Here is a 12735-nt window from a genome sequence, read left to right as displayed (position 1 = left end):
CCGCTTCAGCTTGCCGGTTTGGACACCCTGCGGATGTCTGTGCAGAAACTGCCCTGCACTGGTGTTCCCTGCGCATCCACCGCCGTTGTGCTGCGCAGGCGCAGGTTGACCCGCGTAAACCAGATCCTCTCCTGAACCTGCACACCGTCAGCCCGGCTGAGATTCAGCTCCATGCTGCCATCGGGCCAGAACCTCCAGTTACCCGGGGAATCAGCATCGAGGATCAGCTGTCCATCAGCGGCGAAGGTGAGAATGCTACGAGTTCCACTAGGGGCCTGCACCTGCAGTTGTCCGAGAGCTCCCTGCTCTGTCACGCAGCGGACGGTGAGTTCACCCCGTTCGCTGCTGTGCCACTCATCATCACCACCGGCAGCCAGCTCAAAGCAGCTGCGAAGGCTCATCCACTCCCCATCGCAGAGGCTCAGAAAGGAGCCAGGGTCTTGTGGGGGAAAGGCTTGTTCACTCATGCGCCCATCCTCTCAGCCGGATCACCAGCTGATGGGAGAAAAGGGATAGGGGCGGTTCCAGCCGTAAAGCGCAAACCTCTGCCGACCCTGGGCGGCTGCTCCGCGCCAATGAAAGCCGAACACATCCGCCAGCACCAGGGTATTGGCAGGGCAGGTGAGCGCAACAGGCTTGGGCAGACGCAGCTCAGCTCAGCCAAGAACTCTTCCTGTATTTGGAAGGATCCAGACACATCTGGCTGCCGCCGGTGTTCGGCAGCCGCGGTGGCTGTGGACTGCTCCCAATGCAAGCGGTACGGATCAAGACGATGGCTGCCCGGCAATTATTCGAAAGGTCCATCCTGACGTTGAACCGGCCGCAAAAAAAACGAAAAACTTGAGGGCACGAAAGAACGTGTCGCGGTGCAGCACCTTCTGCAGATCCGGCGTGCGGGTCTCCTCGCCATGCACCGTGAGATAGATGTCGAGCTTGCGCGGATTCATCGGCAAACCAATGATCTGGCGCGATCCCGCACTGAGCCGCTGGTCATGGGAGAAGGCAGCGGCCCGAGGCATGTGCTCAGGATCGATGTGTAAGAAACGGTTGAGGGTTCCTCCATCGAAACGGTCAAACCCTCCAGCAAAGGGTTGCTTGGGGTGAAAACCAAGCCAGGTGTTGTCCTGTACCGGATGCAGTCGTGAGGCGCGACTGACAACGCTCTCCACCACGTCACGCAAGGCCTCGAACTCCGGCTGCGGCAGGAAGTTCTCCAGCGTCACATAACCGTCCCTCTCCAGGCTGGCCAGATGAGCCGGTCGCAGCAGGCGTCTCCCAAGACAGAACGTCTCCGCCAACTGAACGCGGTGTCGATGCAGCTGCCAACGCCGGTTCAGCCCAGGGTGACCGACCCAGGGATCCCGAAAGCTCTTTTTGCGCGTCAGCAGCGAAAGCATGGGCGCGACACTACGAGCTGATGCTGTGAAGCGAGCGGTTATTGATCGCCCGTGTAACCCAGCTCCGCCAGGCGAGCCGGTTTGCTGCGCCAATCGGGCACCACCTTGACGAACAGCTCTAAGTACACCGGGCCATCGATCAGCACCTGCATCTGCAGCCGGGCCCCCTGGCCGATCGTCTTGAGCATCGCCCCGCCTTTGCCGATCAGGATTCCCTTTTGACTCTTGCGTTCCACCAGCACCGTGGCCAAAACGGCCGTCCGCCCAGCACTTTTGCCCTGGGCTGGCAACTCCTCAACGCGATCAATGGTGACGGCAACGCTGTGGGGCACCTCCTCCCGGGTGTGCAGAAGCACCTGCTCGCGGATCAGTTCCCCCAGCAGGACCCGTTCCGGTTGATCACTCACCATCTCGGGCGGATAAAGCTGTGGCCCCAAGGGCAACTGAGCCGCCATCGCTGCTGTGAGCTCTTCGCAGCCATCGCCTGAAAGGGCGCTGCAGCGATGCACTGGCCAATTCGTCTCCTGCAGCAGGGCGGCATAGGCCTCTTCCGCCTCGGAGCGATGCTCCTCCGCCAGCTTGTCCCACTTGTTCAGGGCCACCAGCACCGGCAGGGAATGCTGCTGCAGCAGATTCACGATGAAGGCATCACCCCGCCCCGGGCGCTCGCACCCCTCAAGAAGCAACACCACCAGGTCCACTTCACCAACTGCGCTGCGCGCACTCTTCACCAAGCGTTCCCCCAGCAAGTGATGGGGTTTGTGGATGCCAGGCGTGTCCACCAGCACCATCTGGGCCACCTCCGTGGTGAGGATTGCCCGCAGGCGATTGCGGGTGGTTTGAGCCACAGGGGATGTAATCGCAACCTTCTCCCCCACCAGTTGATTCACCAGCGTGGATTTGCCCACGTTCGGTCGACCAATCAGTGCGACGAAGCCAGAGCGGTAGTCCCTTGGCAGAGGAGTTGATTGCATACCCCAAGTCTGCGCCGTCAACGGCCTCCTCGCGTTTCTGCCTCTTCCAAAGCGGCAGATGGATCACCCGAAAGATCCGCCATCAAAAATTCCTTGGTTTCGGGCAGAGCCAACCGAAGATTTGATTGAAAATCGAACTCCACCTCCAACGCGGTGGCTTTCAAATCGAGCAGATGGCCACTATGGCGCTGATCATCTGAAAGGAAATGAAGGTGATAGCCAGGAATATTGAGGCTGCTTGCATGGGTTGGGCTCCAAAAACCAACCAACGTTCCCCAAATGGCGTGATGGGTGAACGTGGTTTGAGCGCGCGTTGCATCCAGCAGGCTGGCCCCTTGTTCAACGCGCGAAACGGAGCGCACCATCACTTCTTCAAATTCGCCCGTAACGCGAATCGCCACAAACAAATTCGCGCTGGGGCGATAGGGGTCGAGCAGCTAAGCAAACTGCCACAGATCCGAAATCGGGCCGAGACGTATCTGGCGTTCGCAGGCGAAATGGGTGGCAATTCAAAAGGGAATCCCTTCGTCCATTGGAGCCTGGATGAGTGTGCCGTCGGCACCGGCTTGCCAACACACACCGTTCAACAGGATCCCCTCCCCATCGAGCTGCTCAAACGTGCCAATGCCGAAATCACCGTAATCTGCAAGATCTTTCACCTGCAGCGCCTTACCAAACACCCCTTTCACGACCTCAATTGAGGTGGATAGCTGCCACAGGGTGTGGTGCTCCAGATCGAGATAATCGCCGAGAACCCTTCGGATCACAGCACTCACACTCTCTCCTGTTCGCGCACAGTGCAGCTGAAGCTCTTTCCAGTCCTGCCGGAAGACGCAGATGAAGATCATGGACAGAAGAGCTGGACATCGGAACGGCACACCTGCCCATAACCTGGCCACAGTGATTCCACGCTGCCATGGCCAATCAGCAGCCCACCTTCCAGCAGGCCATGGAAATCACAGCGGCCTGGCTGCAGCAGTGGGATAACGAGGAGATCAGCGATGAGGTGCTGGCCGACCGCATCGGTGAAATGGTGGCTAGCCGCGATGGCACCCGGGGATTTTTCGTGGTGAGCCTGGCAGGCGAGAGCGTGCTGATGGATCGCTTGCCCGACGCCGTCGTCGGCCAACTGCGCGGCGCCGGTGCTGGAGTTGTGGATCTAAGCGTTCGCAATCTGGCCATGAGCACGGCCATGGCCGTTCATCACCGGCGCACGGGAGATGAAGTGCAGCAGGCCGGCTCGGAGCGGGTCAGCAACCGCTGCATTGAACTGCTCAGGCTGCTGGAACCAGCGAAGGTGAAGGAGCGTCTGGAGCAACTACTGGCCGCCGCCCTCGACAACCGCGGTGAAGACGTCGCCTTCCTAGAGAAGTGGGGGTACGACGCTGAGCAGAAACAAGCCATCGGGAACAGCGTCTATGCCGTGGCCGAGGGTTGAGCAAAAAAAAAAGCCCCGGACAAGCCGGGGCGAAGGCTGATTCGATTGCGTTGAAATCATCAGTCGCGACGACCACCACCGTTGAGCACGATGATCAGACGCAGGATGAAGATGAACAGGTTGATGTAGGTGAGGTACATGCTCAAGGCACCTGCCAGGAATTGGTCATCCCGGTAGGAGCGAGGCATCGTGTAGAAGTCGACGAAGGCGGCGCCCACGAACAGGACGGTGCCAAAGCCGGCAATCATCAGCTCAAAGCTGGTGCCATGGAACATGGCAGGGGCAAAGATTCCGCCGATGAACTGGACGACCATCGCCAGGATCAGGCCGATCAGACCGAGACCAACCACACCGGAGAGTGCCTGTCCAACCGAATCGCTCATGCGACGGCCGACGATCGAGGCAATCACGAAGGTGATTCCGGTAGCCAGCGCAGCGGTGCCGACAGCACCAACACCGGCAACGGCTCCAGCAAAAGCAACGAGACCACTCAAGGTGAAACCAGTGATCAGGCTGTAGATGGACAGCAGCGGCAAGGCTGTGGCGTTGTTGCCCTTCAAAGCGACGTTCTGCGCCACGAAGAACAGCACTAGGTTGCCAATCACTGCCACCCAGAACAGGGGCATGAACAGCGGAGTAGCCATCATCGAGAGACCACCGATCACTCCGATCGAGGTCAGCACCATGCCGCCGCCGACGTAGGGCAGCGCCTTATTGACAACGTTGGGCCCGACAAGTGCGCTCGATTGCGCCTCTCGGATCGCCTCCTGGAAATTGCTGCTAGCTGGCATGTCGTCCAGGTCACTAAAGACTCATTACATCCTGCCAGCGGTGACAAGGGATTGGGGTGTGGATCTCCCTATCGACGTTGAAATTTGGGCGTTTTGCGTTCGTCCCGTCGGGCATAGGCCTCCACCACTCGCTGCACGAGGGGGTGGCGCACCACATCCGCAGCAGTGAGGCGGCAGACCGCAACTCCTTCCACGCCCTCCAACACCTCGGACGCCTCCACCAAACCGCTCTGCACGGTGGCGGGAAGATCAACCTGGGTGATGTCACCGGTCACAACCATTCGCGAACGCTCTCCCAGCCGGGTGAGCACCATGCGCATCTGGGCTGGCGTGGTGTTCTGCGCCTCATCCAGGATCACGAAGGCATCGCTGAGGGTGCGGCCCCGCATGTAGGCCAGGGGAGCGACCTCAATCACACCCTTCTCCAGCAGCACAGTGGTTTTCTCCGCGCCGAGCAGGGAATGCAAAGCGTCGTAGAGCGGACGCAGATAGGGGTCCACCTTTTGTTGCAGGTCGCCCGGCAGGAACCCCAGGCGCTCCCCAGCTTCAACAGCCGGCCGGGTGAGAATCAAGCGTTCCACCTTGCGTGCGGTGAGCATCCGAACCGCAAGAACGGTGGCAAGAAAGGTTTTACCAGTACCGGCAGGGCCGAGAGCAAAGGTGAGGTCGTGGCGCTCCATGGCATCCACGTATTTCTTTTGGCGCAGGGTGCGCGGGCGAAGCAGGTTGCCCTTCTGGCTCTTCGCCAACACCTGCTCACCCATGGCGGCGTGGTCATCGCCGCGGCCGGTGTTGAGAGCGCCCAGGGCCGATTGCAGATCCACCGGTGACACGGACTGCCCGTCCTGCCAGATCGGACGCACCAATTCCACCACCGCAGCAGCCCGCTCGATCTGCGTTGGCCGCCCGGTGATCACCAATTGAAGACCCCGCAACACCATGGAGGATCCCGTAAGAGCTTCAAGACGATGCAGGGTTGTTTCTGCTTCACCAGCAAGGGCCAGTGCAGCATCAGGATCAGGCAGGTCGAGAACGAAACGGCCGCGTTCGCCGTCGTCAGACACCGGAATGATCAGCCCTCGGTGGATTCGGATTCTGCGGAATCGGAAGCTTCAGCAGCCTTCTCCTTAGCTGCTGAAGCCTTGGCCTCAGCAGCCTCCTTGGCATCAGCTTCACGCTTGGCCGCTTGCTTGACCTTGCCGACGGTCTCAGCAGGACGCACGGTCTTTTCCAGAAGACCGCCGCGCTCGAGAAGCGTGCGCACGACATCGGTAGGTTGGGCACCTTGACCAAGACGCTCACGGATGGCTTCGGTGTCGAGACGCGTTTCCTTCGTCCGCGGGTTGTAGAACCCCAGCTCCTGAAGTGGACGGCCGTCACGACGTGAGGTGCTATTGCAGGCCACGAGGCGGAAGCTCGCTTCCCGCTTCTTGCCAAACCGCTTCAGGCGGAGCTTGATCATCGTGGCCTTGGAATGAAGGAAAGAGGTGGTCCGGCGACGCCTAAACGCCTGCCAAACAACCATCATACCTTTCCGCCCTCACAGGTCCCCAAAGCCCTTCTTCTTCTTGGCGGGTCGCTGCCGCTTCGGCGGTCCACCGCGACCGGGGCGACCACCACCCCCGGGCATGCCTCCCATACCAGGCATTCCACCACCCATGCCCGGCATTCCACCCATTCCGGGCATACCTGGCATTCCGCCCATCCCAGGCATGCCTCCCATTCCGGGCATGCTGCCCTGGCTCATCTGCTGCATGAAGCCGCGCATTTTCTGGAAGTCGGCCAACACCTTGTCCACATCTGCAGCCTGATGACCGCTGCCGCTGGCGATCCGGCGACGCCTTGAGGGTTGACTCGCCAGGAGGTCGGGGTTTTCCCTCTCCTGCTGTGTCATCGAGCCGATCATGGCCTCGATGCGCTTGAGCTGCTGCTCCCCCTGCTTGAGCATGCCGTCATCGATCTTGTTCATGCCTGGGATCATTTTCATCAGACCCCCAAGCGAGCCCATGCGCTTGATCAAGCGCATCTGCTTCACGAAGTCCGAAAAATCAAACGTCGCCTCCTGCAGCTTTTTCTGCATCTTTTCGACATCGGCGAGTTCGACCTCCTTCTGGGCCTTCTCCACCAGCGTCAGCACATCACCCATACCGAGGATGCGACTGGCCATCCGTTCGGGATGGAACGGCTGCAGGGCCTCCACCTTCTCGCCGGTGCCGATGAACTTGATCGGCTGACCGCTCACCTTGCGGATCGAGAGGGCGGCACCGCCGCGGGAATCACCATCAAGTTTGGTGAGCACCGCTCCGGTGATCCCCACCTGGTCGTGGAAGGCGCGGGTGAGTTCGGCTGCTTCTTGGCCGATCATGGAATCCACCACCAGCAGCACCTCATCGGGCTGCACAGCGGTGCGGATCCGCACCATCTCCTCCATCATCTCGGTGTCGATCTGGAGGCGACCGGCGGTATCAACCAGGAGCGTGTCGAACCCTTCCTCTTTCGCCTTGGCCAGACCAGCGGCCGCAATGTCTTCCGGCTTGGCCTCAGCACCGAGGCTGAACACCTCCACATCAATCTGAGCACCGAGCGTTTGCAACTGCTCGATGGCGGCTGGTCGGTAGACGTCGGCACCCACCATCAGGGCTCGGCGACCGTGATCCTTGAGGTGGAGGCCCAGCTTGGCCGTCGCTGTGGTTTTACCGGCACCCTGAAGGCCGGCCATCAACACGACGGTGGGAGCTTCAGCCGCCTTCGCCAGAGGAGCGTTATCGCCCCCCATGACCTCCACCAGCTGTTCATGGACCACCTGAATGAACTTCTGATCCGGGCTGACCCCGCGCACCACCTCAGCACCAACGGCTTTGTCGCGGACGTCAGCCACGAACTCCTTCACCACCGGCAGGCTGACATCGGCTTCAAGCAAGGCCCGACGGACGTCCTTCAGGGCTCCATCGACGTTGGTTTCGCTGATGCTGTCTTGGCCACGCAGCCCCTTGACCGCATCCTCAAAACGGGCTGAAAGCTCGTCGAACATCGGCGTTACGCCCCTGGATCAATGGAGTGATCGTAAAAAGCGACGGTCAAGCAACTCAATCCAGCAACTCAGGAGCCCGGGATGTAGTCGTGCAAAAGCCATTGGGTGCCATCTCTACCAAGCACATACGTCACGATGAAATCAGTCGGTGCTGTCTCTTCAATGACGGTACCGTCTGCAGCCTGAAGGCGATCGCTGTAGGCCACCTGGGCCAGCAGTTCGATCCTCTGAGGCTTGCGGTCGACAACCTCGATGGTGGTGATAGCGGCATCAATCGACTTCAACCGCCCTGCAGCCTGATCAGCGGCCCGCTCAAGCTCCACGCGCTTCACCAGGGGCTCCCTCGCCACGACGTAAAGATCAGCCTGCTGACCAGACAGCATCAACGCCTTGGCATCAAGCCATCCCTGGAGCAAGGCCTGAAGCTCGGCTTCCGTAGGGTCATCACTGACCAGTGGCTCAGAAAGTGCTGAAGGCCCAAGATCGGCCTTCAGGCTCGCGACGGGCTCATCATCCACTAAGGAGGAAACAGCGTCGAGCTCCAGTGTCTCTTCAACCTGCTCCTCCTCAGCGGGTAATGAAGCGGTTTCCGGCAACATTGGAGCAGGATTCAAGTTACGTCGAAGCAAAGCGGAACCTGCAACGGTGATCCCGACCAGTGCAAGAGCTACAGCAGCGGGGCGAACCCAGCGTTGCTGCCAGAGCGGTGTGGCATCCGCGTCTTCGGAGTCAACCTCCTGGTTCGATCCAGCCAGTTCGCTCGACGCACCAAGAGCTGCATCCCCTGCCGATGCCCAGGCCAGGGTGATCTCTTCAGAGCCGATCTGGCGCGACGCCTTGCGATCGAGACGATCGACAAAGCCCTGCACGTCACGATCAGCAAACCAGGCATCCAAATCAGCGCCCGAGGCATCGACGTCGCGATATCCCGGCAAGACATCGCGTTCGAGCCAGGCCCGGCAGTATTCGCATTGCGCGGCTAGCCGATCACCAGGGTGGTTCAGGAACCAGGCCTGCAGATCCGGATCCCTCAAGACGGCGAAATGCCGATCCGCATCCTTGACGTTGCCCAACAGCAGATCCAGACACCCAATCAGCGGCATGGGATCAAGGTCGGCATTGGCAAGCGTCTTCATCCGGTCGCGCGCCTGCTCGAGGAACTCGGGCTTGCGCCGCGAGAAGCCCGCGGCGGTGAGGGCCAGAACCGTCAGGAAACCGGCATCGGCGGCACCTCCCTCAAACCAGCGGCTGAACAGATCGATTTGCTCCTGAACGGTCAGGAAGCAACGGATCTGATGAAAGAACGATTCGAAATCGTCCTGGCCGAGGCTGCCAGGATGATTACCAGCAGCATCGGCGGCCTCCAGACCACCACGGGCCACGACCAGCTCATCCAACAGCGTTAAACCACGTTGATGGGAGTCCTGATCGCCAAGATCTCGGCTGAGCAGATCCAGGATCCTGAAGGGAGTGAGCCCCTGCAGGGCGTCTTCCAGCTGGCGCTGCTGATCGGGCAACTTACCCATTCGCTGTTGCAGCTTAATGCCGTCGATCAAAAGCTGGGCCGCCGACTCGTAGAGCCGTTGGTTTTTTTCCTCCAGGGCAGCATCGCGGCAGGCCAAGGCGGCTAGGAGCGTTAGATCCGCTTCACGGCCGCTACCAAGGGCCGGGGCCTGAGGGGGTTGGAGACCCTGCCGCGCCAATTGGAAGGCCTCGAGAGCTCCATGGGCCTCCCAGAGCAGAATCAGGCCCGCCACTTCACTGCTGGTGGAGAGGTCCAACCCCACCGTGCCGTTGGGATGGGACTGACTGAGGCGCAACAGAGCTGCTTCGTATTCAGCCCTGTCGGCAGGATCGGTCAGCAGATCGGCTGAGCGACGCAGCAGCTCGGCCCGTTGGAGCAAAGCCTCATTGGTAAAGCCCTGATCCGGTGGACTGTCACAGCGGGTTTCCAAGCGACGCAGAATCGCCTCAGGCTCTGCCGATGGACTGACGCCCAGAAGTCGGAAATGATCGATGGGCAGATCCAACAGCGCCGCTGCGAGGAGACGCGGATCTTAGTCAGTGTCTGGGGTTTTGCCCATCGCTCATCGGTTGGCCCTTAAAGTTAGATGCAATCCCTTAGGTGGACATGGGTCAGGACCTCGCTGTCGATTCCGCTCCGATTGGCACTGCGACTGCTGGTCCCCATGCCGAAAGGCTCTCCAAACTGGTTACGGCACAACGGGCCACATTGGACCGGGACACCGGATTGGACCTCTACAGGGACATGACCCTGGGCCGGCGCTTTGAGGACAAATGCGCCGAGATGTATTACCGGGGCAAGATGTTTGGCTTCGTGCACCTTTACAACGGTCAAGAAGCGGTCAGCACCGGTGTGATTGGTGCGATGAAGCGTCAGCACGACTGGTTCTGCAGCACGTATCGCGACCACGTGCATGCCTTGAGTGCCGGCGTGCCTGCCCGCGAAGTCATGAGCGAACTCTTCGGCAAGGAGACCGGTTGCAGCAAGGGTCGTGGAGGATCGATGCACCTGTTCTCCAAGGAGCATCACCTCCTAGGGGGCTTTGCCTTCATCGCCGAAGGCATTCCCGTGGCACTCGGATCTGCCTTCACCAGCCGCTACAAGCGTGACGCACTCGGTGATGTCTCCAGCAACTCCGTGACAGCAGCGTTCTTCGGCGATGGAACCTGCAACAACGGTCAGTTCTTCGAGTGCATGAACATGGCGCAGCTGTGGAAGCTGCCGATCATTTTCGTGGTCGAAAACAACAAGTGGGCCATCGGTATGGCCCACGACAGGGCCACCAGTGACCCGGAGATCTGGCGGAAGGCCAGTTCCTTCGGCATGGCCGGAGAGGAAGTCGACGGCATGGACGTTCTGGCGGTGCGAGCAGCGGCCCAACGCGCCGTGGAACGGGCCAGAGCGGGTGAAGGTCCGACCTTGCTGGAATGCCTCACCTATCGCTTCCGCGGGCATTCCCTGGCTGACCCGGACGAACTGAGAGCGGAGGAAGAGAAGCAGTTCTGGGCCAAGCGTGATCCCCTCAAAGCCCTCGAGCGGGACCTGACCGAAGCGGGTCTAGTGAACAGCGATGAACTGCGCGCAATCGAAAAGGACATCGATGGCATCGTTCAGGACTGCGTTGACTTCGCCCTCTCCGCACCCGAGCCAGACCCCTCAGAACTGACTCGCTACATCTGGGCGGAAGATTGATTCAGCTGAACTGGATCTGTTGAAACCAATGTTGCCTGAGTTGGCTCAGATGCCGCTCGGGAGACGACGGGTGAGATTGCGCAGCTTGCGAAGCGCCTTGAGTTCAACCTGACGCACCCGCTCGCGGGACACCTCCATCAGGCGTCCGATTTCAGCCAGCGTGTGGCGCTCGTTGCCCTCAAGCCCGAAGCGCATGCGCAGGACGTGCTGCTCCTGTTCGCTCAGGTGACTCAACCAGCGACCCAGCTGCTCGTGATGAATCCGCTGTTCCACGATCTCGAGCGGTTCATCGAGGGATGAATCAGCGATCAGATCACCAAGGAAGCTGCGCCCCTCCTCACCATTGACAGGAGCATCCAGGCTGCTGGTGGTAAGAGCCTGGCGCAACAGCGAATCCAGCTCATCCAAAGGGATGTCCATGGCTTCGGCAATCTCCACACGGCTGGGCATGGCGCCGAGTTTGTGGGCCAGATCAAGACTGACCTTGCGGATCGTGGTAAGTCGCTCACTGAGATGAACGGGAAGCCGGATCGTGCGCGACTGGCAGGCAATGGCGCGGGTCATGCTCTGGCGGATCCACCAGAAGGCATAGGTGGAGAACTTGTACCCCCGGGTGGGATCGAATTTCTCTACGGCACGCTCTAGACCGAGGGAGCCCTCCTGAATCAAGTCGAGCAATTCCAGACCTTTGCCTTGATATTTTTTGGCAACGCTGACCACAAGACGAAGATTGGCCTTCATCATCCGCTCTTTGGCGCGGCGACCGATTCTCAGAAGACGACGCTGTGGCGTGGTGAGTTCTCCATCCTCGAACTCACGGGAACCGTCTTCGGTGAGGGCCATCATGGCCTGCACCTGATTGCCCAGCTCGATTTCTTCAGCTGGTGTCAGTAGTGGAATTCTGCCGATGCTGGCGAGATACCAACTGACGGGATCGCTGCTGCGCCGACGTTGCGTCTCCAGCGGCTTGGAAGCTGTGGACACCTTGGGTGCTGCGGAAGTGAAATGACTTTCCTACGAACAGAAAGAATGTCGATGTGTTTTCAGCAACCCTTCAGATTCAGAACAGCAAACCGCAACATTTCAGATTTGCGAAAGATTTAAAAACCAAGAAAAGCTCTTTTGGGACCTGTGAGCCGAGAGGATCAAAAAGACGCATTTGCTCAGACTTTGTTGAACATCGTTGTTTGCTTTTTCTGACACCGCGCTGTATTGATTTTTAAACAATCCGCAATCGTTGAAGCATCTCTGGAGCGAGCACGAGCTGCCGCCAAACCATGCAAAGCCGCAGCGGCAGCAAAGCTTTCCAGCCCGGGATGCTGCTGTGCCGCAACAGCCTGAGCGTCCCAACCGGTGGCATAACCGGCCTGCAGGTCACCCAGGCCGGTGCGGGGCACACGAGGGGGCGTACCTGTCAGGACCACCGCCGCACCCGTTGGATCCACCCGCAGGGAATTCGCTCCCTTCAGCAAAATGCAGTAACGCCTACAGCGTGATGCGGAGATCGCCTTCTCCAGCGCATCAGCCGCACCACACTCTGGAAACAACAGCGCAAACTCGGCCGCATGGGGTGTCAGACAGGTCGGACCCTACCGCTGCAACAACCAACGCCACCCATGCGGCCTGGCCGCCAGACCATTGATGCCATCGGCATCGAGCACCAGCAAACCAGCGACGCTGAGCATCTGCTCCGACCACTGGTTCCACCAATGCATGGGTTCCCCAAGCCCGGGACCGATCAAAACCGCATCCAGCCGCTCTGATACCAACCCATCCTTGAGTGCATCACCTCCGGCAACAACTGCCACAAGCTGGATTGGAGACGGGGCGGCACAACGGCCTGAACGCAGCCGCAGCCACTGGCCGTGCCACCCCCCCCCCCCCCCC

At 60.1% G+C, this 12735-nt stretch carries 11 protein-coding genes and 2 pseudogenes; 2 read left to right on the top strand and 11 right to left on the bottom strand.

Features of this window, described 5'->3' with window-relative positions:
- Window positions 1–5: 5 nt before the first annotated feature.
- From FZX09_RS11415 to budA, 4 genes and pseudogenes are all read right to left on the bottom strand, one after another.
- Window positions 6–467 (bottom strand): phycobiliprotein lyase, encoded by a 462-nt coding sequence (locus FZX09_RS11415; RefSeq protein ID WP_226402954.1) that lies wholly within the window; start codon window positions 465–467, stop codon window positions 6–8.
- 297 nt (window positions 468–764) lie between these two features.
- Window positions 765–1397 carry a hypothetical protein gene (locus FZX09_RS11410; protein ID WP_226402952.1) on the bottom strand — a complete coding sequence of 211 codons (633 nt, stop codon included), beginning with the start codon at window positions 1395–1397 and terminating at the stop codon, window positions 765–767.
- A 38-nt stretch (window positions 1398–1435) separates the two neighbouring features.
- Entirely contained in the window at window positions 1436–2371 is a 936-nt protein-coding gene (gene era, locus FZX09_RS11405; RefSeq protein WP_226402950.1) for a GTPase Era, read from the bottom strand.
- 17 nt (window positions 2372–2388) lie between these two features.
- A pseudogene (budA, locus tag FZX09_RS11400) lies at window positions 2389–3219 on the bottom strand (acetolactate decarboxylase).
- Between the two features lie 68 nt (window positions 3220–3287).
- Here budA and FZX09_RS11395 point away from each other — a divergent pair.
- Window positions 3288–3809: a hypothetical protein gene (locus FZX09_RS11395; RefSeq protein WP_226402948.1), complete on the top strand. Its 522-nt coding sequence runs from the start codon at window positions 3288–3290 to the stop codon at window positions 3807–3809.
- A 59-nt stretch (window positions 3810–3868) separates the two neighbouring features.
- Here the strand turns inward: FZX09_RS11395 and FZX09_RS11390 are convergent, their stop codons facing one another.
- The 5 genes from FZX09_RS11390 to FZX09_RS11370 all read right to left on the bottom strand — a co-directional run bounded on the left by FZX09_RS11390 (window position 3869) and on the right by FZX09_RS11370 (window position 9661).
- Window positions 3869–4600, bottom strand: coding sequence for a Bax inhibitor-1 family protein (locus FZX09_RS11390; protein WP_226402946.1), 732 nt, complete (start codon window positions 4598–4600; stop codon window positions 3869–3871).
- A gap of 68 nt (window positions 4601–4668) precedes the next feature.
- Window positions 4669–5664 carry a PhoH family protein gene (locus tag FZX09_RS11385; RefSeq protein WP_226402944.1) on the bottom strand — a complete coding sequence of 332 codons (996 nt, stop codon included), beginning with the start codon at window positions 5662–5664 and terminating at the stop codon, window positions 4669–4671.
- 8 nt (window positions 5665–5672) lie between these two features.
- A complete protein-coding gene (gene rpsP, locus FZX09_RS11380) occupies window positions 5673–6062 on the bottom strand; it encodes a 30S ribosomal protein S16 (RefSeq protein ID WP_226402942.1) in 390 nt (129 codons plus the stop codon).
- A gap of 78 nt (window positions 6063–6140) precedes the next feature.
- Window positions 6141–7631 carry a signal recognition particle protein gene (ffh, locus tag FZX09_RS11375; protein ID WP_226402940.1) on the bottom strand — a complete coding sequence of 497 codons (1491 nt, stop codon included), beginning with the start codon at window positions 7629–7631 and terminating at the stop codon, window positions 6141–6143.
- 68 nt (window positions 7632–7699) lie between these two features.
- On the bottom strand, window positions 7700–9661 hold the full coding sequence (locus tag FZX09_RS11370) for an IMS domain-containing protein (protein ID WP_226402938.1): 1962 nt from the start codon (window positions 9659–9661) through the stop codon (window positions 7700–7702).
- Between the two features lie 101 nt (window positions 9662–9762).
- Between FZX09_RS11370 and pdhA the strand changes: the two genes are divergently transcribed.
- On the top strand, window positions 9763–10848 hold the full coding sequence (pdhA, locus tag FZX09_RS11365) for a pyruvate dehydrogenase (acetyl-transferring) E1 component subunit alpha (RefSeq protein WP_226402936.1): 1086 nt from the start codon (window positions 9763–9765) through the stop codon (window positions 10846–10848).
- A gap of 45 nt (window positions 10849–10893) precedes the next feature.
- On the opposite strand, the gene FZX09_RS11360 is transcribed toward pdhA, so the two are convergent.
- A complete protein-coding gene (locus tag FZX09_RS11360) occupies window positions 10894–11832 on the bottom strand; it encodes an RpoD/SigA family RNA polymerase sigma factor (RefSeq protein ID WP_226402934.1) in 939 nt (312 codons plus the stop codon).
- A gap of 179 nt (window positions 11833–12011) precedes the next feature.
- Window positions 12012–12563: pseudogene (locus FZX09_RS11355) on the bottom strand (NAD(P)H-hydrate dehydratase).
- Window positions 12564–12735 lie beyond the last annotated feature (172 nt).

Origin of the sequence: Synechococcus sp. MU1643, from assembly GCF_020514095.1 — a bacterium.
In the GTDB taxonomy this organism is placed as follows: domain Bacteria; phylum Cyanobacteriota; class Cyanobacteriia; order PCC-6307; family Cyanobiaceae; genus Parasynechococcus.
This window is presented reverse-complemented; position numbering and strand designations above follow the sequence as displayed.